Below are 23,263 nucleotides of genomic sequence, written 5' to 3'. Positions count from 1 at the left end.
CCCGCCCTACCCTCGGGGACGATGAGCACCCTCTCCGAGCGCCTGCACCGCGGCGCGGCGACGGCCCCGTCGCAGGTCGACCACGCGCGCCGCCTGGTGGCCGACTGGCAGCTGCTGGCCGACCTGGCCTTCGCCGACCTCACCCTGTGGGTGCCGCTGCGCACCGGCGCGTGGTGGTGCGTGGCCCAGGTGCGCCCGCTCACCGCGCCGACCAGCCAGCCCGAGGACCTGGTCGGCAGCGAGGTCGACGGCCCCGACGCCGACCCGTTCCGGCTGGCGCACCGCGAGGGCCGGCCGGTGACCGAGGGGGAGCCGGACTGGTCGGGCACCAGCCCGCGGCGGCGCGAGGTCATCCCGGTGCGGCACGACGGCGTCGTCGTCGCGGTGCTGGCCAAGGACACCAACCTCGCGGTGACCCGGTCGCCGTCGACGCTGGAGCTGACCTACCTCGACATCGCCGCCGACCTCTGCCTCATGGTCTCGGCCGGCACCTTCCCGCCGGAGAAGCTGCTCGACGCCGAGATGAGCCCGCGGGTGGGGGACGGGCTGGTGCGCCTGGACGCCGCCGGCCGCGCCGTCTACGCCAGCCCCAACGCCCTGTCGGCCTACCGGCGGCTCGGGGTGACCGGGGACCTGTTCGGCACGGACCTGGCCCGGGTGACGCGGGCGGCGTCGTCGGACCGGGTGGCGGGGGAGGCGGTCGCGGCCACCATCGCCGCCGCGGTGGCCGGGCGGTTCCCCGACCCGACCGACGTCGTGGGGCGGTCGGCGACGCTGCTGGTGCGCGCGCTGCCGCTGCAGGCGCCGGGCGCCGAGGAGGGCGCGCTGGTGCTGGTCCGGGACGTCACCGACCTGCGCGACCGCGACCGGGCGCTGCTGACCAAGGACGCGACGATCCGCGAGATCCACCACCGCGTGAAGAACAACCTGCAGACGGTCGCCGCGCTGCTGCGGCTGCAGGCCCGGCGGATGACCGAGCCGGCCGCGCGGGCGGCGCTGGAGGAGTCGGTGCGGCGGGTGGCCTCGATCGCCGTCGTCCACGAGACGCTCGCGGGCAGCCGGGAGGACGTGGTCGACGTCGACGACGTGCTCGACCAGGTGCTGCCGATGCTCGGCGACCTGACCTCGATCGGCCCGGCGGCGCGCACCCGGCGGGTGGGCGCGTTCGGCGAGCTGCCGGCGGCCACCGCGACGCCGCTGGTCATGGCTGTCACCGAGCTGCTGCACAACGCCGCCGAGCACGCCTTCCCGGCCGACGGCCAGCCCGGCGCGATCGAGCTGGCGGCCGAGCGCGACGGCGACGACCTGGTGGTGCGCGTCCGCGACGACGGCCAGGGACTGCCGGAGGACTTCGACCCGGCGCTGAGCGACGGCCTGGGCCTGCAGATCGTGCGGACGCTGGTGACCAGCGAGCTCGGCGGGTCGCTGCTCATGCGGACGCCGGAGGAGCCGCCCGGTCCCGGCCGGCCGGGTACCGAGGTCGTCCTCGAGCTGCCCGGTGCGGGACGGCCCCGCCGGTAGGGAACGGCACCCGGCCGCGGTGTCGTCCGGCAGGACGACGATGTCGTCGACACGGCGCGAGGCCGGTCCCCGCTCGGGGGACCGGCCTCGCGCCGTTGCTCAGCCGGCGGGTGCCGGCAGCTGCTCCGTCAGGCGCGGACGCGGGTGCGGGACTGACGGCGCTTGAGAGCACGCCGCTCGTCCTCGGACAGCCCGCCCCACACGCCGGAGTCCTGACCCGAGCGCAGAGCCCAGTCGAGGCAGGACTCGACGACCGAGCAGCGGCGGCAGACCGCCTTCGCCTGCTCGATCTGCACGAGGGCCGGACCGGTCGTCCCGATGGGGAAGAACAGCTCCGGGTCCTCGTCCCGGCAGAGCGCGCGGTGGCGCCAGTCCATGTCTGTGCACTCCTCGGTGTCGACTACATTGCTTGCGAATCGCTGACATCGGGCCGCTCGCGCGGGCGCGACACCGGTTGCCCAGCGCCTCGTTCCAGCGACCGCCCACCGCTTGTTACCGGCAGGTTGCGTTCCTCTCGCGATGTTTTCACCTGAGGAACACGTGTCAAGCGCACCGGGGCCCTGGGTCGACCCCTCGTGAGCAAGCTCACCACGGGCGTGCTAGGGGCGCCACTCGGCGGTGGAGTGGTGCTTGACACGGGCCCCCCGGGCGTGTCCCCGGGACGCCGCGCGGCCCTCGCTCAGGCGATGACGGACAGCGCCGACGGCACCGACCGCACGCGCAGCCCGGTCGCCGTCCCGAGGTGGTCGCCGTCGAGCTGCCAGCCCTGCGGGCGCGACGCCCGCAGCTCGAAGCCGGCCAGGTCGTGCAGGCGGTGCACGCCGCGGCCGCGCGCGTCGGGGCGGCGGGCCAGCACCTGCCGGGTGGTGTGCAGCATCCGCAGCACGCCCATCCGGCCGAGGGCGAAGACGTCGAGGCCGGCCTCGAAGGAGGCCTCGGGGCTCGGGTTCACCGGCCGGGAGCCCAGGTAGGTCCACGGGCTGACGTTGGAGACCAGGCAGAGGAACAGCCCGTCGAGCTCGGGGGAGCCCGGGACGCACAGCGTCACGGCGGGACGGCGGCGCTCGCGGCCGAGGACGAACGCCCGGGTGGCCTCCCGCACGTAGAGCGCCCCGGTGGAGCGGCGGCCGCGTGCCCGCTGCGCCTCCACCCGGGCGATGACGTCGGCGTCGAAACCCAGGCCGGCGGCGAAGACGAACCAGCGCGGGTCGGTCCAGCCGGGGTCGGCCACGGCGTCGACCTCGGCGACGGCGGCGGCGACGCCCGGGTCCACCCCGCGCGCGGGCGCGGTGCTGGTGCCGGTGGCGCTGGCGGTGCCGAGCGAGACGCGGCGGGTGCGCCCGGCGCGCAGCGAGTCGAGGATCTCGCCGGTGGCCTCGACCGGGTCGCGGGAGCGGCCCAGCGCGCGGGAGAACACGTTGGTCGAGCCGCCGGGGACGACGGCCAGCGTCGGCACGTGCTCGCCGGGCCCGTCGGTCAGCAGGCCGTTGACGACCTCGTTGACGGTGCCGTCCCCCCCGAGCGCGACGACGACGTCGACCCCGTCGGCCAGCGCCTGCCGGCCCAGCTCGCGGGCGTGCCCGCGGTGGGTGGTCTCGGCGAGGTCCACCTTGAGCTCGCTGGCCAGCGCGCCGACCAGCACGTCCCGGACCCGGCCGGTGGTCGTCGTCGCCGCAGGGTTGGCCACCACGAGCGCACGCATGTCGCCAGGCTAGCCAGCAGCCGGGCGCCCGACGGGCACGGACGGGACCTCCCGTGACCGGTGACGCGTAGCCTCCCTCCTGTGACGGACGAGGACGCGACCCGCCGCCCCGGCCGGGCCGAGCGGCTCCTCGGCGGCGCCGCGCAGCCCTCCGCCCGGCCGCCGCGGCCCGCCCGGCCCGAGGCCCCGCCCGCGGTCGTCCGGGCGGCGCTGGTGGCCGCGATCGAGGCGGCCCTGCTCCTCGGCGGGGCGCTGGTCATCCTGTGGCTGACCCTCACCAGCGACCCCGACAGCGTGGCCCGCGCGCTGGCCGAGGTGGTCTACGTCGGCATCTTCGGCGCCGTCCTGGCCGCGGCCGCCGTGGGCCTGCGGCGGCTGTCGGGGTGGGCGCGGGGGCCGGTCGTCGTGCTGCAGATCCTGCTCGGGCTGTTCGGCTACAGCACCGCGTTCCCCGGCGGGCAGCCGCTGCTGGGCATCCCGCTGATCGTGCTGGCGGTCGCCGAGCTGTACCTGCTGTTCACGCCCGAGGCGCGGCTGGCCTTCCTCGACCGCTAGCCGACCAGCGCGGGACGACTCGCCGCTAGACGACGAGGTCGACGACGTCGGCGATCGAGTCGAGGACCCGGCTGGGCCGGAACGGGAAGCGGCCGACGTCGGCGGCGGTGGTCGAGCCGGTGAGCACGAGGATCGTCTCCAGGCCCGCCTCGATGCCGGCGACGACGTCGGTGTCCATCCGGTCGCCGATCATGACCGTGCTCTCCGAGTGCGCGTCGATCCGGTTCATCGCGCTGCGGAACATCATCGGGTTGGGCTTGCCGACGAAGTAGGGCTTGGCGCCGGTGGCCTCGGTGATCATCGCCGCGACCGACCCGGTGGCCGGCAGCGGCCCCTCCGGCGAGGGCCCGGTGACGTCGGGGTTGGTGGCGATGAACCGCGCGCCGGTGCCGATCAGCCGGATCGCCCGCGTGATCGCCTCGAACGAGTAGGTGCGGGTCTCGCCGAGGACGACGAAGTCCGGGTCGGTGTCGGTGAGGGTGTACCCGGCCTCGTACAGCGCGGTGGTCAGCCCCGCCTCGCCGATGACATAGGCCGAGCCGCCGGGCAGCTGGGTGGACAGGAAGTCCGCCGTCGCCAGGGCCGAGGTCCAGATCGACGTCTCGGGCACCTGCAGGCCCGAGCGCGACAGCCGGGCGGACAGGTCGCGCGGGGTGAAGATCGAGTTGTTGGTCAGGACGAGGAAGCGGCGGTCCTGGTCCACCAGGCGGGCGAGGAACTCGGCGGCGCCGGGGAGGGCCTGGCCCTCGTGCACCAGGACGCCGTCCATGTCGGTCAGCCAGCACTCCGCGGGTCCGCGCTCGATGGTCACCGCGTCAGCCTGCCGCATCCCGCCGGTCGGCCGCGAAACCGGCCAGTGCCTCATCCGTGAGCCGGAACACCGTCCACTCGTCCATCGGGACCGCGCCGGCGGCCCGGTAGAACGCGATCGAGGGCTCGTTCCAGTCGAGCACCGACCACTCCAGCCGGTCGTAGCCGCGCTCGACGCAGGTGGCGGCCAGCGTGCGCAGCAGCTCCCGGCCCAGGCCGCCGCCGCGGTGCTGCGGCTGCACGTAGAGGTCCTCGAGGTAGATCCCGTGGGTGCCGCGCCAGGTGGAGAAGTTGAGGAACCACAGTGCGGTCCCGACGACGCCGCCGTCGCGCTCGGCCACGTGCCCGAACAGCGCGGGGGAGGCGCCGAACAGCGCGGTGTGCAGCTGCTCCTCGGTCAGCCGCACCTCGTGCGCCGCCTTCTCGTACTCGGCGAGCTCGCGCACCAGGCCGACCACGGCCGGGACGTCGTCGGGACGGATCGGGCGGACGCTCACGTCAGCACCTCACGGAGGCGGGCCGGCACCAGCCGGGCGAGGGGGGACAGCAGGGGGACCAGGACCGGCGCCAGCAGGTAGCCGTAGGCGAGCACGCAGCCGGTGACGACGGGGACGGTGGCGAACCCGAACACCAGCGCGACGACGGCGGCGAGCAGGCCGTAGGGCCGGCCGCTCTTCGGGCTGACCAGCGAGCGGAACGAGCGGAACCGGACGGTGCTGACCATGAGCAGCGCCGGGACGGCGACGATGAGCAGCACCCACAGCCGGTCGCGGCCCTGCATCTGGTCACCGAACGCGAACACCGAGGCCAGGACGACGCCGGCCGCGCCGGGGCTGGGCATGCCGGTGAAGTACCGCTTGTCCGCCGTCGGGTCGATGGTGGTGTTGAAGCGGGCCAGCCGGATCGCCGCGCACGCCACCCAGAGGAAGCACACGACCCAGCCCAGCGGGTCCCACTCGTCGCGGCCCTCGGAGAACAGCGTGAACGCCAGCAGCGCGGGGGCCAGGCCGAAGGACACCAGGTCGGCCAGCGAGTCGAACTGCAGGCCGAAGGCGCTCACCGCGCCGACCAGCCGGGCGACGGCGCCGTCGGTGATGTCGAACAGCACCGACAGGCCGATGAGCACCGCGGCGAGGGTGTACTGGCCGCGGATGGACACGAGGATGGCGGCGAAGCCGCACATCATGTTGCCCAGGGTGAACAGGCTGGGCAGGGTCGCGAGCGCGCGCCGGCGGCTGCCGCGCACCGACCCGCGGACGAACTCGACCGTGGCCGTGCGCCGGGTGGGGGCCGGCCGCCCCTCTCCCGAGGCGGTACTGGGCACCGCGGGCCCCTCAGCCCGCGGCGGGCCAGCGGGCGATGACGGTCTCCCCGCCGCGCACCCGCTGCCCCTTCTGCACGGTGAGCGTGCACCCGGCCGGGACGAAGACGTCCATCCGCGAGCCGAACTTCATCAGGCCGAACCGCTCGCCGGTGGCCAGCCGCCGGCCGACGCCGGTGCGCGTGACGATGCGCCGGGCCAGCACCCCGACCAGCTGCCGGAAGACGACGGTGCGCTCGCCGTCCGGGTGGTCCTCGCGCAGCCACAGCTCGCTGCGCTCGTTGCGGTGCGCCGACTCCGCGCGGTAGGCGGCCAGGAAGCTGCCCGGGCGGTAGGAGTGCTCCACCACCTCGCCGCGGTAGGGCGAGCGGTTGACGTGCACGTCGACCACGGAGAGGAAGACGCTGACCTGCTGCCAGCCGCCCTCGGGCGCGGGCTCGGGGGCCACGCCCTCCTGCGGCTCGCCGGCGACCATCACCATGCCGTCGGCGGGGGAGAGGACGACGTCGGCCGGCGGCTCCTCGCGGTCACAGGCGCGCTCGGGGTCGCGGAAGAACAGGACCATGTAGGCCGACAGGGCGAGGAACGGCCACGCGGCGAGCCGCGCCCAGCGGCGCCCGCGGGCCGCGCCGGCAGCGGCCAGCAGCGCGGCCGGGGCCAGGGGTCCGGTGATGAAGGGCCACCCGGCCCGGTCGATGCGCATCGAGGTCCGACGGTACCGGGGGCGGTCGCGCGGCCCGCCCACCCGCCGGGGAGGCCGGTGGGCGGGTCGCGGCGTCAGACGGCGGGGGTGGCGACGTTGACCAGCCAGCGGATCCCGAACCGGTCGGTGACCTGGCCGAAGGTGTCGCCCCACATCTGCTTCTCGAGCGGGACGTCGACCTGGCCGCCCTCGGCGAGCTGCTCGAACCAGCGGGTCAGCGTCTCCGCGTCGTCCCCCGACAGCGAGACCGACACCTTGTCCGGCCCGCCGGCGTCGGGGTCGTGGCCGTCGGAGGCCATGAGCTCCAGGCCGTGCTCGGTGCGCAGGAAGGCGTGCATGACGCCGTCGGCGGGGAACCGGTCGCCGCTCCCGCCGACGTCACCGAAGGTCATGACGTCGAGGTTCCCGCCGAAGACGGAGCGGTAGAGCTCCATCGCCTCGCGGGCGTTGCCGGAGAAGTGCAGGTAGGGGTTGAGCCGGACGGCCATCGGGTCTCCTCGGGTCTGGGGTGGCGGGGTGCAGACCGGCGGGTGCGGCGGGACTCATCGGTCCCGGGGACGCCGACGGCCGGTGGGCGAGGTGCCCACCGGCCGTCGGGACGTCTGCGGCCTCCCTGCAGGGTCCCGCCGCGCGCGTGCGAGGGGCGGGGGGCAGGGAGGTCCTTCCTCAGGCCGCGGCCTTGGTCTCCCAGAAGATCTTGTCGATCTCGGCGATGTAGTCGAGCAGCTTCTGGCCCTCGGCCGGGTCCATGCTGCCCTTGCCGCCGGCGGCGCCGGCCTGCTTGGTGGCCTTGTTGAACAGCTCGTGCAGCTGCGGGTACTTCTCGAAGTGCGGCGGCTTGAAGTAGTCGGTCCACAGCACCCACAGGTGGTGCTTCACCAGGTCCGAGCGCTGCTCCTTGATGAGCACGCAGCGCTGCTTGAAGACCTCGTCGTCGCTGGCCTGGTACTTCTCCTGGATGGCCTTGACCGACTCGGCCTCGATGCGGGCCTGGGCCGGGTCGTACACGCCGCACGGGAGGTCGCAGTGCGCGGTGGCCTCGACGGCGGAGAACACGCGGCTGAACAGCATGCTTGCTCCTTCGTGTGTCGATCGATCGGGTCGTCTGCGACCCTACTCGCGGTGATCAGCCCCCGTCCCGCCGAGCGGCCGTTCCCACCGCTGCCCGCGGTGTGGGTGCTCGCGCGGGTCACCGGCCCCTCGATGACGCCGACCGTCCGGCACGGTGACCGGCTGCTGGTGCGCCGGCTGCGCCGCGGCCGGGCCCGGGTCGGCGACGTCGTGCTGGCGCGCTTCCCGGCCCGCCCGGACCTGCTGGTGGTCAAGCGGGTGCACCGACTGCTCGACGGCGACGCGGTCGACGTCCGCGGGGACAACCCGCTGGTGACCGACGACAGCCGGGCCTACGGGCCCGCGGTCGCCGTGGGCCGGGTGGTGCTCCGGCTGCACCCGCGCCCCGGCCGGCTGGCCGCGGCCCCCGCCTCTTAAGCCCCCGCGCTCCGGGCCCCGGCGCGCTGCTGGGCGTACCAGGCGCGGCACTCCTCCATCGTCGGCAGGATGCCCTGCTCACGGGCCTGCGCCAGGGTGGGCGCGGCCCGGTCCTTGTCCGAGAGCCGCACCTCGACGTCGTCCGGCCACGGCAGGCCGAGGTCGGGGTCCATCGGCGAGACGCCGAACTCGCGGCCGGGGGAGTAGCCCGAGGAGACCAGGTAGGTGACCGACGAGCCGTCCTCGAGGGACAGGAACGCGTGGCCGAGGCCCTCGGCGAGGAAGACCGCGCGCGGCTCCTCCGCGTCCAGCAGGACGGCGTCGGAGACCCCGAAGGTGGGGGAGCCGACCCGGATGTCGACGACGACGTCGAGCACCCGCCCGGCCGGGCAGTACACGTACTTGGCCTGCCCCGGCGGCACCAGCGCGAAGTGCACGCCGCGCAGCACCCCGCGCGCCGAGACGCTGTGGTTGGCCTGGGCGAGCGGCAGCGCCCACCCGGTGGCGTCGGCGAGCACGTCGGCGCGGTACCACTCGGTGAACCGGCCCCGGTCGTCCCCGTGCGGCACCAGGTCGAGGACGTAGCTGTCCGGGACGGCGAGTTCTCGGATCTCCACGACCCGCACGGTAGCGACCGCGGTGCCGGCGGGCGGGGTCGGTGGCCCGGCGACGGTGGTCACATCACTACCCTGTCGAGGCCATGAGCGCAGCGACGGGCTCCGCCGGGGACAGTGCCGACCGCTTCGGCGGGGACGCGGCGTTCGCCGTGCACGAGGGCGGCAAGCTCACGGTGCGCCCGACCCGGCCGATCGAGACCCGCGAGGACCTCGCGCTCACCTACACCCCGGGCGTCGCCCGCGTCTCCAGCGCGATCGCCGCGGAGCCGGCGCTGGCCCGCCGGTTCACCTGGGCCCCACGGGTGGTCGCGGTCGTCTCCGACGGCACCGCCGTCCTCGGCCTGGGTGACATCGGCCCGGCCGCGGCGCTGCCGGTGATGGAGGGCAAGGCCTGCCTGTTCAGCGAGTTCGCCGGGCTGTCGGCGGTGCCGATCGTGCTGTCGACCACCGACGTCGACGAGATCGTCGAGGCCGTCGCGGCGATCGCGCCGTCGTTCGGCGGGGTCAACCTCGAGGACATCAGCGCCCCACGCTGCTTCGAGGTCGAGGACCGGCTGCGCGCCCGCCTCGACGTCCCGGTCATGCACGACGACCAGCACGGGACGGCGATCGTCGTCCTCGCCGCGCTGCGCAACGCGGCGCGGGTGACCGGGCGCGCGCTCGGTGACCTCCGGGTGGTCGTGGCCGGCGCCGGGGCGGCGGGGGTCGCCTGCACGAAGATCCTGCTCGGCGCGGGCATCGGGGACATCGCCGTCGCGGACTCCCGCGGGGTGCTGCACCCCGGGCGCGAGGACCTGACGCCGGTGAAGCGGTGGATCGCCGAGAACACCAACCGGGCGAGCCACGCGGGCACGATGACCGGCGCGCTCGAGGGCGCCGACGTCTACCTGGGCCTGTCCGGCGGCTCGGTGCCCGAGGCGGCGATCGCGTCGATGGCGCCCGGCTGCATCGTGTTCTCGCTGGCCAACCCGACGCCCGAGGTGGACCCGGACATGGCGGCGCGGTACGCGGCGGTGGTCGCCACCGGCCGCAGCGACCTGCCCAACCAGATCAACAACGTCCTGGCGTTCCCCGGCGTGTTCCGCGGCGCCATCGACGCCGACGCCACGGCGATCACCGAGGAGATGAAGCTGGCCGCCGCCGAGGCGATCGCCGGCGTCGTCGGCGAGGACCTGGCGCCCGGGTACGTCGTGCCGAGCCCGCTGGACCGGCGGGTGGCCACCGCGGTCGCCGAGGCCGTGGCCGCCACCGCCCGGGAGCAGGGCGTCACCCGCTGAGCGCCGCCCGGCGGGGCCGGTAGACCAGGTCGAGGACGCCGGCGAGCAGCCGCTCGGCCACCGGGCGGGGCAGCGCGGCCACCAGGGCGTGCACCGGCGCCATCCGCTCGGGCAGCCGCCCGCCGCCGACGCCGGCGACCTCCAGCAGCGCGTCGACCTCGGCCACGGTGAGCGCGGCCGGGTCGATCGTCGCCGCCGCCGCCACCAGGTCCGGGTCGGCCACCGGGCGGGGCAGCCCGGCGGCGGCCCGGGCGGCGTCGGCGAGGTCGGCGAGCAGGGCGTCCACCCGGCCGGCCGTGGCGCCGGTGACGGTGAGGTGCAGCGTGGCCGGCAGGTCCGCGCCGCCGGGCTGGGCGAACGGTGGCTGCGGCTGCAGCAGCCAGCCGCGGGCGGTGGCCTCGTCGGCGAGGTTGAGCACGTCGACGCCGTCCGGGCCGTCCTGCGCCAGCGCGACCAGCGTGGCCACCGGCGTGCCGACCACCCGCAGGCCGGGGATGGCGGCGGCGCCCTCGGCGAGCGCGATCGTGGCCGCCCGGGTGGCCCGCGCCAGCCCGGCGTACCCGTCACGGCCCAGCCACCGGTGCACCGCCCAGGCGGCGGCCATCGGCCCGGCCGGGCGGGTGCCGGCGAGCGTCGGGTTGACCACCGGGTAGCCGGGCCAGCCGGCGGTGCTGAACCAGTGCCCCTGCCGCAGCTCGGGCTCGGCGGTGAGCAGCACCGAGACGCCCTTGGGCGCGTAGGCGTACTTGTGCAGGTCCACCGACAGCGAGGTCACGCCGGGCACCGACAGGTCGAAGGGCTCGGGGACGTCGTCGAGGAAGGGCAGCACCCAGCCGCCGATGCACGCGTCCACGTGGCAGGGGACGCCCGCGGCGGCCGCCAGCACGGCCACCTCGCCGACCGGGTCGAGCACGCCGTGCGGGTAGGACGGCGCGCTGACCACGACGAGCGCGGCCCGGGCGTCCAGCGCGGCCGCCACCGCCGACGGCAGCGCTCGGCAGGTGACCGGGTCGACGGCGACGTCGGCGACCTCGAGGTCGAACAGGTGCGCGGCCTTGCGGAACGCGGCGTGCGCGGTGACCGGGAGCAGCAGCCGTGGCCGCCCGGTGCCGCCGCGTGCACGCCACCGCTCGCGGGCGGCCAGCACCGCCAGCAGGCAGCTCTCGGTGCCGCCGCTGGTGACCGTGCCGACCGTCGCCGGCCCGCCGCCGAGCAGGTCGGCCGCCGCGCCCACCAGGTCGTCCTCGATGCGGGCGACGCTGGGGAAGGCGGTCGGGTCCAGCGCGTTGGTCCACTGGAACGCGGCCTGCGCGGCGGCGGCCAGGTCCTCGACGCCGGCGAGCCCGGAGTCGTAGACGTAGGCCATCGTCGAGCCCCCGTGGGTGGGCACGTCGCCGGCCTGCAGCGCGGTGAGCTCGGCCAGCACCTCCTGCGGCGTCACGCGGGGACCTCCTGGGAACGGGCGGGGACGGGGGAGAGCCGGTAGCGGGCCAGCACCGGCAGGCTGGCGAGCACCAACAGCGCCGGGACGACGGTGAAGCCCAGCCGGACGGCGAGCACCGCGCCGCCGGACTGGACGGCGTCGCCGCCGGTGGAGGAGACGTAGCCGGCCGCGGCGAGCAGCAGCCCGAGCAGGCCCGGCCCGACGGCGAGGCCGAGCGTCTCGGCCGCCGTCCACACGCCGGTGAAGACGCCGGCGCGCCGCCGGCCGGAGGCGGCCTCGTCGGCGGCGACGACGTCGGGCAGCATCGCCAGCGGGAACATCTGCATGCCGGCGTAGCCGACGCCGACCAGCACCACGAGCGCGACCGCGAGCCCGGTCCCGCCGGTGCCGACCAGCGCCAACGCCCCGGCCCCGGCCGCGAACAGCGCCGAGGACACCAGCAGCCCGGTGCGCTTGCCCAGCCGCCGGCTGACCCGCAGCCACAGCGGCATGACCAGGATCGCCGGGCCGACCAGCGCGGCGAACAGGACCGAGCCGGCCGCGGCGTCGCCGAGCACGTGCTCGGAGTAGTAGGGGACGCCGGCGAGCATCACGCCGATCCCGAGTGCCTGGACGACGAAGCCGGTGAGCAGCACCCGGAACGGCCGGGACCGCCAGGCGACGACGAGCGTGGCGCCCAGCCGCCCCTCGCTCTCGACGCGGGTGAGGGTGGGCGCCCGCCGCGTGCCGACGACCGCGCCGATCATCCCGGCGGCCAGCAGCACCGCGACGAACACCGCCATCGCCAGGTGCCCGGCGCGCCCGCCGCCGGCCAGGTCGACCACCGCGGGCGCGCCCGCGCCGGCGAGCAGGATGCCCAGCGCCAGCGCGGCCACCCGCCAGGACATGAGCGTCGCCCGCTCGCCCGGGTCGTCGGTGATCTCGGCCGGCTGCGCCACGTAGGGCACCTGGAAGCAGCCGTAGGCGGTGGCCGCGAGCAGGAAGGTGACGGCCACCCAGGCCGCGGCCGCCGCCGGCGGGTCGCCGGGGCCGGCGAACACCAGCACGAACAGCGGCGGCAGGGCCAGCCCGCCGGCCATCATCCACGGCCGGCGCGGACCCCAGCGGCCGGTCGTGCGGTCCGAGCGGCTGCCGATCCACGGGTTGAGCAGCACGTCCCAGGCCTTGGGCGCGAACACGACCAGGCCGGCCAGCCCGGCGGCGACGCCCAGCTCGTCGGTCAGGTAGTGCAGCAGCAGCAGGCCGGGCACCGTGCCGAAGGCCGCCGTCCCGATCGAGCCGAGGGCGTAGCCCAGGTGGGTGCCCCGGGACAGGCGCGGTGCGACGGCGGTCACAGCGGGGCACCGTAGCCGCCGCCGGGGCGGCACGGTCTCGGAACCCGCCCCGCCGTCCACCGATGAGGGAGGAGTCGCCGCGCGGTCCTCCCCGTGTGGCCCCGCGACGGCGCCGGGCCCCGCCCACCCAGGAGGCGACCGTGGACCCCGACCCGAGCACCGCTCCCGCTCCCGATGCCCGCGCGGCGGCGCTGCGCACCCTCGACCGGCTCGTCGGCACCTGGACCGTCTCGGGCCCCGGCGGCCCGCGCGGCGAGGTCCGCTACGAGTGGATGGACGGCGGCAACTGGCTGGTCCAGCACGTGGACCTGCGCGGCGACGACCCCACCCGCGGCGTGGAGTACATCGGCTGGGACGAGGGCACCGGCGAGCTGCGGTCGCACTACTTCGGCGCCGGCGGGGAGCTGCTCGAGTACACCTACCGGCTCGAGGGCGACGTCCTGCGGATCTGGTACGGCGGCACCGACTCCCCGGCCCGCTACGAGGGGCGCTTCAGCCCCGACGGCACGGTCAACGAGGGCGCGTGGCGGTGGCCCGGCGGCGGCTACGAGTCCACGATGACGCGCGCCGGCTGACCTCGGCCCAGCACGGTCTCCCCGCAGTCCCCGAGGTCCTCCGGGGAGGTCGCCGCGGGGCAGTCCAGCCGCAGCCAGTCGCCGGTGCCGAACCGGTCGCGGCTGCCGTCGACGATCACCTCCAGGCCGGGGACGCCGGGCCGGGCGCGGTACCACCTGGTCACCGGGTCGCCCTCGGTGGTCGGCCGGGTGACCACCAGCTCGGCGCCGTCGGCGGCGCCGGCGGCCGGGCACGCCAGGGCGTCCGCGGCGACCCGCTCGCCCTGGCCGAGGTCCTGCACCGGGCAGGGCGGCAGCGCGGCGCGGCCGGCGACCGCCCCCGGGGTCCCGGCGGACGACGTGCACCCCGCGCACGCCAGGGCCACCAGCAGCGCGCCGACGCGGGTCACGCGCCGAGCACGGCGCGTGCGGGTCTCGGCGCGGTCTCAGCCGCCGAGGGTGACCAGGTCGGCCAGGTAGGGGTCCAGGGCCTCGCGGGCGCCGGTGTTGGCGTAGACGAACCACACCGCGACGCCGAGGAACAGCGGCGCCAGCACCGCCTTCTCCAGCGTCGTCCCGGTGCGCATCGGCGTGAGCGCCAGCCGGCGACGCCTGGCCAGCCACAGCACCGGCAGCGGCACGCCCTGCTTGGTGATGAGGTCGCCCGCGACGTGCGTGAGGACGCCCAGCCCGACCGCGTACGGCAGCCAGGTGGGCTGCGGGATGTGCGCCAGCAGCAGCCAGGCGCCGCCGAAGGAGAGCACCAGGTTCCCGACGACGGTGTTCTCCGCCCGGCCGGGGATGACGAAGTGCAGCGCCCGCAGCGCCAGCCCGATCCCCAGCGCCATGACCAGGAGGCTGGACCAGAACAGCTCGGCCGCCGCGAGGGCGAGCGCGCCGAAGGCCAGCGGCGCGAGGACGGCGTCGTGGGTGCCCCAGCGGTGCCCGCCGGCCAGCCGGCCGATCGCGCCGGAGGGCACGTCGGTCACCGGCCCCCACATGTCCGAGACCGTGGAGCCGGTGTGGTCGAGGTCGGGCAGCATGGCGAACCCGCCGACGGCGGCGACCCACGCGACCTGGGCGACGGTGCCCTCGACGGGCGCCCAGGGCAGGGTCGCCGCGCCGGCCGCGAGTCCGGACAGGGCGTGCGAGTGACCGAGCACGGACACAGCGTGCCGTCGTCCGCGGCCCGGCCGGTGCAGGCGCGCCCCGCAGCCGACGAACCGAGGCCCCCTCGCAGGATCCGGCCCCGAGCGTGCGAGGGGCTGGGGGCGAGGGGGTCCTTCGTCTAGTCGAGGTCGTCGAGGTCGTCGACGTCGTCGGTGCCGCCGCGCGCCAGCCACGTGGCCAGCCGCTCGATCGGCACCTCGAAGTCGGGGTGCTGGTCGACGAAGGCCTGCAGCTGGCCGGCCAGCCAGGCGAGGGTCACCTGCTCCTCGCCGCGCCGGTCGGCCAGCTCCTCGAGCCCGCGGTCGGTGAAGTACACCGTCAGTCGGCGAAGGCGCTCGCGATGAGCTCCTTCTGCTCCACCTCGTGGACCTTCGCCGAGCCGACCGCCGGGCTGGCCGAGGCCTTCCGGCTGACCCGCCGCAGCGTCCGCCCGCCGAGGTGCTCGGGGAGGTTGAGCGCCATGAACGACCAGGCGCCCATGTTCGCCGGCTCCTCCTGCACCCAGACCAGGTCCTGCGCGTTCGGGTAGCGGCCGACCGCCTCGGCGATCTGCTCGGCCGGCAGCGGGTAGAGCTGCTCGACCCGCAGGATCGCGGTGTCCGCGCGGCCCTCGGTCTCCCGCTGCGCGAGCAGGTCGTAGGCGACCTTGCCGCTGCACAGCAGCACCCGGCGCACCGCGGCGTCGTCGAGCGGCTCGCCGCCGACACCCGGGTCGCCGAGCACCGGGCGGAAGCCCTCGTCGGTGAAGTCCGCGACCGGGCTGACCGCCGCCTTGGCCCGCAGCAGCGACTTCGGCGTGAACACGACCAGCGGCCGGTGCACGTCGGAGAGCGCCTGCCGGCGCAGCAGGTGGAAGTAGTTGCCCGGGGTCGAGCAGTTGGCGACGGTCATGTTGTTCTCGGCGCACAGCTGCAGGAACCGCTCGATGCGGCCGCTGGAGTGGTCCGGGCCCTGACCCTCGAGGCCGTGCGGCAGCAGCATGGTGACGCCGGAGCGCTGCCCCCACTTGGCCTCGCCGGAGGAGATGAACTCGTCGATGACCATCTGGGCGCCGTCGACGAAGTCGCCGAACTGCGCCTCCCAGAGGACCAGCGCCTTCGGGTTGGCCACCGAGTAGCCGTACTCGAAGCCCAGCGCCGCGTACTCGGACAGCAGCGAGTCGTAGACGAAGAACTTCGCCTGGTCCTCGGCCAGGTGCGCCAGCGGGGTGTACTCGGCGGCGGTCTCCCGGTCGATGAGCACCGAGTGGCGCTGCACGAACGTGCCGCGGCGGGAGTCCTGACCGGCCAGCCGCACCGGCACGCCCTGCATGAGCAGCGACCCGAAGGCCAGCAGCTCGCCCATCGCCCAGTCGATGCCCCCCTCGCTGACCATCGCCGCGCGCCGCTCGAGCAGCCGCTGGAGCTTCGGGTGCGGGGTGAACTGCGGCGGCAGCGACACGTGCGCGTCGCCGATCGCCTTCATCACCTCAGGGGTGATGGCGGTGGCGACGGTCGAGACCTGCTGGGCCGGCTGGTCCATGACCGGCTGCGGCTTCGGGGTCTCGGTGGCGTCGTGGGTCTCGGCGAAGGCCCGCTCCAGCTGGTCGCGGTAGTCCTTCAGGGCCTCCTCGGCCTCGGCCAGCGTGATGTCGCCGCGGCCGACCAGCGCCTCGGTGTACAGCTTCCGGACCGAGCGCTTGCGGTCGATGATGTCGTACATCAGCGGCTGGGTCATCGACGGGTCGTCGCCCTCGTTGTGCCCGCGGCGGCGGTAGCAGACGAGGTCGATGACGACGTCCTTCTTGAACTCCTGCCGGTACTCCACCGCCAGCCGGGCCACGCGCACGCACGCCTCGGGGTCGTCGCCGTTGACGTGGAACACCGGCGCGTTGACCATCCGCGCGACGTCGGTCGAGTAGAGGCTCGAGCGCGCCGCGGCCGGGCTGGTGGTGAAGCCGACCTGGTTGTTGATGACCACGTGCACGGTGCCGCCGGTGCGGTAGCCGCGCAGCTGGGACAGGTTCAGCGTCTCCTGGACGACGCCCTGGCCGGCGAAGGCGGAGTCGCCGTGCAGCAGGACCGGCAGGACGGTGAAGCCCTGCTCGCCCTTGTCGATCATGTCCTGCTTGGCGCGCACGACACCCTCGAGGACGGGGTTGACCGTCTCCAGGTGCGAGGGGTTGCTGGCCAGCGAGACGGCGATCTCGGCACCCGGCTTGAACGGGTTCTCGAAGGTGCCCTCGGCGCCGAGGTGGTACTTGACGTCGCCCGAGCCCTGGACCGTGCCGGGGTCGATGTTGCCCTCGAACTCGCCGAAGATCTTCGAGTAGCTCTTGCCGAGGACGTTGGCCAGGACGTTGAGCCGGCCGCGGTGGGCCATGCCGATCGCGACCTCGTCGAGGCCGTGGTCGGTGCCGGCGATGAGGACCTCGTCGAGGATCGGGATGACCGACTCGCCGCCCTCGAGGCTGAACCGTTTCTGCCCGACGTACTTGGTCTGCAGGAAGGTCTCGAACGCCTCAGCGGCGTTGAGCCGGCCGAGGATGTGCTTCTGCTTCTCCCGGTCGGGCTGCTCGGCCTTGAGCTCGATGCGCTTCTGCAGCCACTCGCGCTCCTCGGGGTCGGTGATGTGCATGTACTCCACGCCGACGGTGCGGCAGTAGGAGTTGCGCAGCACGCCGAGGATGTCGCGCAGCGGCATGACCTTCTCGCCGACGAACCCGCCGACGGGGAAGGGCCGGTCGAGGTCCCACAGCGTGAGGCCGTGCTGGAGGATGTCCAGGTCGGGGTGGCTGCGGACCTTGAACTCGAGCGGGTCGGTGTCGGCCATGAGGTGGCCGTTGCGCCGGTAGGACTCGATGACCTCGATGACCCGGGCTTCCTTGTCGATCTGCCCCTCGCGGCTGACCCGCACGTCCGGCATCCAGCGCACCGGCTCGTAGGGGAGGCGCAGGGAGCGGAAGACCTCGTCGTAGAAGCCGTCCTCGCCGAGCAGCAGCTGGTGCAGCCGGCGCAGGAAGTCGCCGGACTCGGCGCCCTGGATGATCCGGTGGTCGTAGGTCGAGGTCAGCGTGATGATCTTCGAGACGCCGAGCTCGGTCAGCGCCTCGGGGCTCATCCCCTGGAACTCGGCGGGGTACTCCATCGCGCCGACGCCGATGATCGCGCCCTGGCCGGCGGTCAGCCGCGGCACCGAGTGGACGGTGCCGATGGTGCCCGGGTTGGTCAGGCTGATCGTGGTGCCGGAGAAGTCCTCGAGGGTCAGCTTGCCGGCGCGGGCGCGGCGGATGACGTCCTCGTAGGCGCCCCAGAACTGGGCGAAGTCCATCTGCTCGGCGCCCTTGATCGAGGCGACGACGAGCGAGCGCGAGCCGTCGGCCTTGGGCAGGTCGATGGCCAGGCCGAAGTTGACGTGCTCGGGCTGCACCAGGGTCGGCTTGCCGTCGACCTCGGCGAAGGCCGCGTTCATGTTCGGGAAGTCGTCCAGCGCCCGGACCAGCGCGTAGCCGATCAGGTGGGTGAACGAGACCTTCCCGCCGCGCGAGCGCTTCAGGTGGTTGTTGATGACGATCCGGTTGTCGGCCAGCAGCTTGGCGGGCACCGCGCGCACGCTCGTCGCCGTCGGCACGGTGAGCGAGGCGTTCATGTTCTTGACGACGCTGGCGGCGGCGCCGCGCAGCGGCGTCCGCTTCGGGCCGTCGGCGGCGGGGGCCGGGGCGGGCTTCGCGGCGGCCGGGGCCGGCTTCGCCGGGGCGGGCGCGGCCTTCGCCGTCTGGTCGGCGCGGTCGGCGGCCTGGTCGACCACGGTGGCCTCCGTGCGCTCGGGGACCGGGGTGGAGCGCGCCGGCGCCGGGGACGGCGTCACGGGGGCGGCGGCCGCGGGGGCCGAGGCGGCGGCGTCGGCGGCGGCCGGGCGCGCGGAGGAGCTCGCGGCGGGCGCGGGCTGCGCGGCGGCGCCGTTGCCGGCGGGGGCCGACGCCTGCTCACGGTCGTCGCTCGCGGCGACCGGGCTGCCCGGCCGGTAGTCGGCGAAGAACTCGTGCCAGGCCTGGTCCACGCTGGACGGGTCGGCGAGGTACTGCTGGTACATCTCCTCGACCAGCCACTCGTTGGTGCCGAAGCCCGCCACCGCGGAGGAGGACGAGGTGGTGGACGGCCGGGATGAGTTGTCGCGTGACACGGGGCGAGTGCCTTCTTCGTCGTCGGTGGACGTCGCTGGACCGGGGTTGGAGTCTACGCCCGTCCGGTTCTCCGGAACCGCGTGGAGCAGGCCGTCTGCGTCCCGGACACCGCTGGTCGGGGGCCGGTCAGTCGGTGGCGCCGGAGGCGACGAGCAGGTCGACGAGCGCGTCGCGGGCGCCCGCCTGACCTGCGTCGCGCCGGTGCCGGGCCGCCGCGACCCGGCCGATGTCGAGGGCGCTGGCGCCGTCGCTGGTGGTCGCGTTGACGTCGGCCCCGGCGGTCAGCAGCAGCCGCACGACCTCGGGCGCGTCGTCGCCCGGGCCGGCCGCGACCGCCTCGTGCAGCGCCGTCCGGCCGGTGTCGGGGTCCCGGCGGCCGACGGTGGCGCCGGCGTCGAGCAGGACCCGGACCAGGTCCGGGCGGCCGGCGGCGGCCGCCGCGGCCAGCGCGCCGCCGTCGGGGTCGGCGCCGCGGTCGAGCAGCAGGCGCAGCGTGCCCGCCGCCCCGCCGGCGGCGGCGAGCGTCAGCAGGTCCCAGCCGCCGGCGGCGTCGGTCAGCGGCGCCCCGGCGTCGAGCTCGGCGGCGAGCCGGCCGGTGTCGTCGAGGTAGGCGGCGGCCGCGGCGTCGACGGCCGCGCCCAGCCCGGTCAGGACGGGCACCAGCCGCGGGGCGTGCTCGACGGCGACGTGCAGCGGCGTGCGGCCGGACTCGGTGCGCGCGGCGAGGTCGGCGCCGGCCCCGACCAGCACCTCGACCACGTCCTCGCGGCCCTGCGCGACGGCCAGGTGCAGCGGCGTCCACCCGCCGTCGCCGTGGTGCTCGACCGTGCCGGTCAGCAGCCGCGGTGCGTCGGTGACGGCGCCGCGGACGGCCTCGGCGTCGCCGTCGGCCACCAGCCGGCCCAGGCGCTGCACGGTCATGCGGGTGGTCATGCGGGAGGACCTCTCGGTGCGGGGTCGGGGAGGCCGGTGCTCGCTAGCCGACGTCGCGGCGGACGGCGAGGAAGGTGCCGAGCAGGGCCGCCAGGAGACCGTAGCCGAGCAGCAGCAGGCCCCCCTGCCACGCCTCCAGCAGGTCCGGGGCCTGGAAGGTCGCCGTCAGCGCCTCCAGCGCACCGCCGGGCAGCCACTTGTAGGCGGGCGCCGTCGCCGGCACGGACCGGATGATCGGCTCGACGACGAACAGGTACACCAGCGCCCCGACGATCGCGCCGACCTCGTTGCGCAGCAGCGCGCCGATGCCCACGCCGATGACGGCGTAGACGACCAGCGCCAGCCCGCTGGAGGCCATCACCCGCAGGTTCTCGCCCGACAGCGAGGGTGCGGTCCCGCGCGCGCCGGCGTACAGGGCGACGACGACGTAGTTCACCGCCAGGACCAGCAGCGCGAAGGGCACCGCCGCCAGCGCGTACGAGACCAGCTTGGCGACGACGACGCGCCCCCGGGCCGGGGTGGTCAGGAACGTCGGCGTCGCGGTCCGGTGCCGGTACTCCTGGGTCATCCCGATGATCCCGAGGATCAGGAAGAGCACGGTCACGTTCGCCGCCGTGGCCAGCGCGAGCTGCTCGTACTGCTCCGAGCCGACCGCGGGCAGCCCGGCCTCGGCGTCGCCGGCGAACGCGGTGAACAGGACGGCGAAGCCGGCGACCATCACGCACGACCCGAGCAGCAGGCCGATCCACACGCGCGTGGTGAACAGCTTGGTCCACTCGGCGCGCACCAGCGCGGTCATCGGGCGGCTCCCTCGGCGGTCACGGCGGTCGGGTCGGCGGCGTACTGCTCCTGGCCGGCGGTGAGCCGGAAGTAGAGGTCCTCGAGGCCGGTGGTCTCGGCGCGCAGCTCGTGCAGCTCCACCCCGGCGGCGAAGGCGCGGGCGCCGACGTCGGCGGTCGTCGTCCCGGTCACGGTGACCAGCCCGTCGTCGGAGCGGGTGGCGGCGATGCCCGCCCCGGTGAGGACCGCGGCCAGCCGGTCGGCCTCGGGGCTGCGGGCCAGCACGCTGCCGCCGGACGCGCCGGCGCGCAGCTCGGCGATCGAGCCCTGCCGCACCAGCCGGCCGGCGCCGACGATGACCACCCGGTCGGCGGTCTGCTCCACCTCGGCGAGCAGGTGGCTGGAGACGAGGATCGTGCGGCCCTCGTCGTGCGCCAGGTGCCGCAGGAACCCGCGCAGCCAGAGGATGCCCTCGGGGTCCAGCCCGTTGGCCGGCTCGTCGAGCACGAGCACCGCCGGGTCGCCGAGCAGCGCGGTGGCCAGCGCGAGCCGCTGCCGCATGCCGAGGGAGTAGCCGCCGGCGCGGCGGCGCCCGGCGGCGGTCAGCCCGACCCGCTCGAGCGCCTCGTCGGCGCGGGAGACGGGCAGCCCGGCGGCCCGGCAGTACACGCGCAGGTGGTCGCGGCCGGAGCGGGCGGGGTGGAACGCGGTCTCGAGGACGGCGCCGACGGTGCGCACCGGCGCGCGCAGGGCCGCGTAGGGGACGCCGTCGAAGGTCGCGGTGCCGGCGTCGGGCGTGACGAGCCCGAGCACCATCCGCAGCGTCGTCGTCTTGCCCGCGCCGTTGGGGCCGAGGAAGCCGGTCACCGAGCCCGGCTCCACGGTGAAGCCGAGGTCGGAGACGGCCCGCACCGAGCCGAAGGTCTTGCTCAGCCCGGACACCTCGACCCGCACCGGTCCCGGGCGTCCGGGGGTCGCGCTGGTCATGGTCCTCCTCGCCGTCGGGTCCCCGTGCTGCCGCCATCCTGTCCCAGGACGGGAACGCTGCCGAGGTCCCGGGGGGACGGCGCGCCGCCGGTCGCGTCCCGGCAACCCGCCGTCCACCAGCCGTTTCCCGGCAGCCCGATCGGGTGTCCGGCCCGTGACCGGCGGCACAGCGGCGCGGCACGATCACTACAGTGCGCGCCGTGAGCGCGTATCGGACGGTCGTGGTCGGGACGGACGGCTCGGAGTCCTCGCTGCGCGCGGTGGCGCGGGCCGGTGGCCTCGCCGGCGCCTGCGGAGCGACCCTCGTCGTGGTCTGCGCCCACCTGCCCACCGAGGAGGACGACCGGGAGCTGTCCCGGGCCCGGGACGTGCTGGGGGACGAGGCCTACCAGGTGGTGGGCGCCAACCCCGCCGAGGAGACCGTGCGGCAGGCCGGCGAGGTGGCGCTGGAGGCCGGCGCCGGCGACGTGCGCACCGTCGCCGTCCTCGGGTCCCCGGTGGAGGCGCTGCTCGACGTCGTCCGGCGCGAGGACGCCGACCTGCTGGTGGTCGGCAACCGCGGGCTCAACGGCATCCGGGGCCGGCTGCTGGGCTCGGTCCCGGCCGACGCCACGCGCCGCGCGGCCTGCGACGTGCTCGTCGTCCACACGACGGGCTGACCCGGGGGCCGACGTGGACCCCGGATCCGGCCCGGACCGCGACGCCGTCCGGGCGGCGCTGGAGCGGCTGCTGCTCGGCGGCCCGCGCCGGCTGACCCGGCTGGAGGTGGCCGCGGCCGCGGGCATGCCGCCCGAGCGGACGCAGCGGCTGTGGCGCGCGCTGGGCTTCCCCGACGTCGCCGACGACGACCCGGCCTTCACCCTCGCCGACGTCGGGGCGCTCGGGACCCTGTCGGCGCTCATCGACTCCGGCTTCGTCGACCCCGACACCGAGGCCTCGATCGCCCGGGCCACCGGGCAGGCGCTGTCGCGGCTGGCCGACTGGCAGACCGACCTGCTCGCCGACGTCCTCACCCGGCAGGCCCGCGAGCTCGGCCCGGAGGCCGTCGACCCGGTCGCCGCGGCCGACGTGCTGCTGCCGCTGCTGGCCCGCACCCAGGACTACGTGTGGCGCCGGCACCTCGCGGCCAACATCGACCGGGTGCTGGCGACCGGCGAGCCCGGCGACCGCCGCGAGCTCGCCGTCGGGTTCGCCGACCTGGTCGGCTACACCACCCGCTCCCGCGGCATGGCCGCCCGTGAGCTCGGCGCGATGGTCGAGGCGTTCGAGGCGACCGCGACCGAGGTCATCGCCCGCTCGCACGGCCGGGTGGTCAAGACCGTCGGCGACGGCGTCCTCTACACCGCCGCGTCCGCGGTCGACGCGGTCGAGATCGGGCTGACCCTGCCCGAGGCGTGGGACGCCCCCGACCGGCCGCAGCTGCGGGTCGGCGCCGCCTACGGCACGGTGCTCACCCGGCTCGGCGACGTCTACTCGCCGGTGGTCAACCTGGCCAGCCGGCTGACCTCGGTGGCCCGGCCCGGGACGGTGCTGGTCGACCGCGAGCTCGCCCGCCGGCTGCGCGGGCACCCGCGGTACCGGGTGCGGCCGCTGCGCCGGGTGTCGGTGCGCGGCTACGACCACCTGCGGCCGTGGCTGGTCCGCCGCCGGCCGGTGGGGGAGGAGGACAACGCGCTCGAGGCGATGCTCGACGAGATGGCCGACGAGGTGCTCGCCCGGGACCTCGACGAGGACCTCGACGAGGACCTCGCCGGGGACGACGCCGGGGACCTGGCCGGGGACCACGACGACGGGGCGGACGACGGGGCGGACGACGGGGCAGGCGACGGGAACGCGCGCGACGCCTGACCGGGCCGCGCGCTACCGTGGGCCCGTGCTGTGACCCCCGGAACGACGTCGACCCGA

General features: G+C 75.5%; 25 protein-coding genes. 7 read left to right on the top strand and 18 right to left on the bottom strand.

Translation table 11 applies throughout. The features are described from left to right. The first annotated feature begins 21 nt into the window (after nucleotides 1-21). Nucleotides 22-1,521 carry a sensor histidine kinase gene (locus ACI8AA_RS06090; RefSeq protein ID WP_457043607.1) on the top strand — a complete coding sequence of 500 codons (1,500 nt, stop codon included), beginning with the start codon at nucleotides 22-24 and terminating at the stop codon, nucleotides 1,519-1,521. Between the two features lie 128 nt (nucleotides 1,522-1,649). On the opposite strand, the gene ACI8AA_RS06085 is transcribed toward ACI8AA_RS06090, so the two are convergent. Both ACI8AA_RS06085 and ACI8AA_RS06080 read right to left on the bottom strand, forming a co-directional pair. Next, complete coding sequence (locus ACI8AA_RS06085; RefSeq protein WP_387990201.1) at nucleotides 1,650-1,898, bottom strand: WhiB family transcriptional regulator; 249 nt, start codon at nucleotides 1,896-1,898, stop codon at nucleotides 1,650-1,652. 302 nt (nucleotides 1,899-2,200) lie between these two features. Beyond that, complete coding sequence (locus ACI8AA_RS06080) at nucleotides 2,201-3,223, bottom strand: diacylglycerol/lipid kinase family protein (RefSeq protein WP_457043606.1); 1,023 nt, start codon at nucleotides 3,221-3,223, stop codon at nucleotides 2,201-2,203. Between the two features lie 81 nt (nucleotides 3,224-3,304). On the opposite strand from ACI8AA_RS06080, the gene ACI8AA_RS06075 reads away from it, so the two are divergent. Next, complete coding sequence (locus ACI8AA_RS06075) at nucleotides 3,305-3,778, top strand: hypothetical protein (RefSeq protein ID WP_457043605.1); 474 nt, start codon at nucleotides 3,305-3,307, stop codon at nucleotides 3,776-3,778. Nucleotides 3,779-3,803: 25 nt separating this feature from the next. On the opposite strand, the gene ACI8AA_RS06070 is transcribed toward ACI8AA_RS06075, so the two are convergent. The 6 genes from ACI8AA_RS06070 to sodN form a co-directional block, all read right to left on the bottom strand. After that, complete coding sequence (locus tag ACI8AA_RS06070) at nucleotides 3,804-4,589, bottom strand: HAD-IIA family hydrolase (RefSeq protein WP_387990193.1); 786 nt, start codon at nucleotides 4,587-4,589, stop codon at nucleotides 3,804-3,806. A 4-nt stretch (nucleotides 4,590-4,593) separates the two neighbouring features. Then, nucleotides 4,594-5,085: an N-acetyltransferase family protein gene (locus tag ACI8AA_RS06065; protein WP_457043604.1), complete on the bottom strand. Its 492-nt coding sequence runs from the start codon at nucleotides 5,083-5,085 to the stop codon at nucleotides 4,594-4,596. Next, nucleotides 5,082-5,912 (bottom strand): CDP-diacylglycerol--serine O-phosphatidyltransferase, encoded by an 831-nt coding sequence (gene pssA, locus ACI8AA_RS06060; protein ID WP_457043603.1) that lies wholly within the window; start codon nucleotides 5,910-5,912, stop codon nucleotides 5,082-5,084. The genes ACI8AA_RS06065 and pssA overlap by 4 nt, the downstream gene beginning before the upstream one ends. Before the next feature lie 10 nt (nucleotides 5,913-5,922). Next, nucleotides 5,923-6,612, bottom strand: a complete 690-nt coding sequence (locus ACI8AA_RS06055) for a phosphatidylserine decarboxylase (RefSeq protein WP_457043602.1) — start codon at nucleotides 6,610-6,612, stop codon at nucleotides 5,923-5,925. Nucleotides 6,613-6,686: 74 nt separating this feature from the next. Then, on the bottom strand, nucleotides 6,687-7,100 hold the full coding sequence (locus ACI8AA_RS06050) for a VOC family protein (protein WP_457043601.1): 414 nt from the start codon (nucleotides 7,098-7,100) through the stop codon (nucleotides 6,687-6,689). A 178-nt stretch (nucleotides 7,101-7,278) separates the two neighbouring features. Continuing rightward, nucleotides 7,279-7,683 carry a superoxide dismutase, Ni gene (gene sodN, locus ACI8AA_RS06045; RefSeq protein WP_456929294.1) on the bottom strand — a complete coding sequence of 135 codons (405 nt, stop codon included), beginning with the start codon at nucleotides 7,681-7,683 and terminating at the stop codon, nucleotides 7,279-7,281. 51 nt (nucleotides 7,684-7,734) lie between these two features. Between sodN and ACI8AA_RS06040 the strand changes: the two genes are divergently transcribed. Then, complete coding sequence (locus ACI8AA_RS06040; RefSeq protein ID WP_457043600.1) at nucleotides 7,735-8,100, top strand: S26 family signal peptidase; 366 nt, start codon at nucleotides 7,735-7,737, stop codon at nucleotides 8,098-8,100. Here ACI8AA_RS06040 and ACI8AA_RS06035 read toward each other — a convergent pair. Beyond that, the gene (locus ACI8AA_RS06035) at nucleotides 8,097-8,717 is read right to left on the bottom strand and encodes a dTDP-4-dehydrorhamnose 3,5-epimerase family protein (protein WP_457043599.1); all 621 of its coding nucleotides are present in this window, start codon (nucleotides 8,715-8,717) and stop codon (nucleotides 8,097-8,099) included. The two genes, ACI8AA_RS06040 and ACI8AA_RS06035, sit on opposite strands and share 4 nt — an antisense overlap. 83 nt (nucleotides 8,718-8,800) lie before the next feature. On the opposite strand from ACI8AA_RS06035, the gene ACI8AA_RS06030 reads away from it, so the two are divergent. Continuing rightward, nucleotides 8,801-9,994, top strand: coding sequence for an NAD(P)-dependent malic enzyme (locus ACI8AA_RS06030; protein WP_457043598.1), 1,194 nt, complete (start codon nucleotides 8,801-8,803; stop codon nucleotides 9,992-9,994). Here ACI8AA_RS06030 and ACI8AA_RS06025 read toward each other — a convergent pair. Both ACI8AA_RS06025 and ACI8AA_RS06020 read right to left on the bottom strand, forming a co-directional pair. Then, nucleotides 9,984-11,435 carry a pyridoxal phosphate-dependent decarboxylase family protein gene (locus ACI8AA_RS06025; protein ID WP_457043597.1) on the bottom strand — a complete coding sequence of 484 codons (1,452 nt, stop codon included), beginning with the start codon at nucleotides 11,433-11,435 and terminating at the stop codon, nucleotides 9,984-9,986. The two genes, ACI8AA_RS06030 and ACI8AA_RS06025, sit on opposite strands and share 11 nt — an antisense overlap. Next, a complete protein-coding gene (locus tag ACI8AA_RS06020; protein ID WP_457043596.1) occupies nucleotides 11,432-12,772 on the bottom strand; it encodes an MFS transporter in 1,341 nt (446 codons plus the stop codon). The genes ACI8AA_RS06025 and ACI8AA_RS06020 overlap by 4 nt, the downstream gene beginning before the upstream one ends. Before the next feature lie 140 nt (nucleotides 12,773-12,912). On the opposite strand from ACI8AA_RS06020, the gene ACI8AA_RS06015 reads away from it, so the two are divergent. Beyond that, nucleotides 12,913-13,347 carry a hypothetical protein gene (locus ACI8AA_RS06015; protein ID WP_457043595.1) on the top strand — a complete coding sequence of 145 codons (435 nt, stop codon included), beginning with the start codon at nucleotides 12,913-12,915 and terminating at the stop codon, nucleotides 13,345-13,347. On the opposite strand, the gene ACI8AA_RS06010 is transcribed toward ACI8AA_RS06015, so the two are convergent. The 7 genes from ACI8AA_RS06010 to ACI8AA_RS05980 form a co-directional block, all read right to left on the bottom strand. Further along, complete coding sequence (locus ACI8AA_RS06010; protein WP_457043594.1) at nucleotides 13,317-13,736, bottom strand: hypothetical protein; 420 nt, start codon at nucleotides 13,734-13,736, stop codon at nucleotides 13,317-13,319. The two genes, ACI8AA_RS06015 and ACI8AA_RS06010, sit on opposite strands and share 31 nt — an antisense overlap. A gap of 36 nt (nucleotides 13,737-13,772) precedes the next feature. Next, entirely contained in the window at nucleotides 13,773-14,489 is a 717-nt protein-coding gene (locus ACI8AA_RS06005; protein ID WP_457043593.1) for a metal-dependent hydrolase, read from the bottom strand. A gap of 125 nt (nucleotides 14,490-14,614) precedes the next feature. Continuing rightward, nucleotides 14,615-14,812, bottom strand: a complete 198-nt coding sequence (locus ACI8AA_RS06000; protein ID WP_457043592.1) for a DUF6104 family protein — start codon at nucleotides 14,810-14,812, stop codon at nucleotides 14,615-14,617. A 2-nt stretch (nucleotides 14,813-14,814) separates the two neighbouring features. Further along, nucleotides 14,815-18,606 (bottom strand): multifunctional oxoglutarate decarboxylase/oxoglutarate dehydrogenase thiamine pyrophosphate-binding subunit/dihydrolipoyllysine-residue succinyltransferase subunit, encoded by a 3,792-nt coding sequence (locus ACI8AA_RS05995; protein WP_457043591.1) that lies wholly within the window; start codon nucleotides 18,604-18,606, stop codon nucleotides 14,815-14,817. A gap of 178 nt (nucleotides 18,607-18,784) precedes the next feature. Beyond that, nucleotides 18,785-19,591: an ankyrin repeat domain-containing protein gene (locus tag ACI8AA_RS05990; protein ID WP_457043590.1), complete on the bottom strand. Its 807-nt coding sequence runs from the start codon at nucleotides 19,589-19,591 to the stop codon at nucleotides 18,785-18,787. A 43-nt stretch (nucleotides 19,592-19,634) separates the two neighbouring features. Continuing rightward, nucleotides 19,635-20,390, bottom strand: a complete 756-nt coding sequence (locus ACI8AA_RS05985; RefSeq protein WP_457043589.1) for an ABC transporter permease — start codon at nucleotides 20,388-20,390, stop codon at nucleotides 19,635-19,637. Beyond that, nucleotides 20,387-21,358, bottom strand: coding sequence for an ABC transporter ATP-binding protein (locus ACI8AA_RS05980; protein ID WP_457043588.1), 972 nt, complete (start codon nucleotides 21,356-21,358; stop codon nucleotides 20,387-20,389). Before ACI8AA_RS05980 ends, ACI8AA_RS05985 begins: the two co-directional genes overlap by 4 nt. Nucleotides 21,359-21,558: 200 nt before the next feature. Here ACI8AA_RS05980 and ACI8AA_RS05975 point away from each other — a divergent pair, with 200 nt between their 5' ends. Further along, a complete protein-coding gene (locus tag ACI8AA_RS05975) occupies nucleotides 21,559-22,017 on the top strand; it encodes a universal stress protein (protein ID WP_457043587.1) in 459 nt (152 codons plus the stop codon). Nucleotides 22,018-22,030: 13 nt separating this feature from the next. Then, nucleotides 22,031-23,206 carry an adenylate/guanylate cyclase domain-containing protein gene (locus ACI8AA_RS05970; RefSeq protein ID WP_457043586.1) on the top strand — a complete coding sequence of 392 codons (1,176 nt, stop codon included), beginning with the start codon at nucleotides 22,031-22,033 and terminating at the stop codon, nucleotides 23,204-23,206. The last annotated feature ends 57 nt before the right edge of the window (nucleotides 23,207-23,263 follow it).

The organism is Geodermatophilus sp. SYSU D01180 (assembly GCF_054050415.1).
Note: the sequence above shows the minus strand (reverse complement) of the source record. Positions and strands in the feature narration are given on the sequence as shown.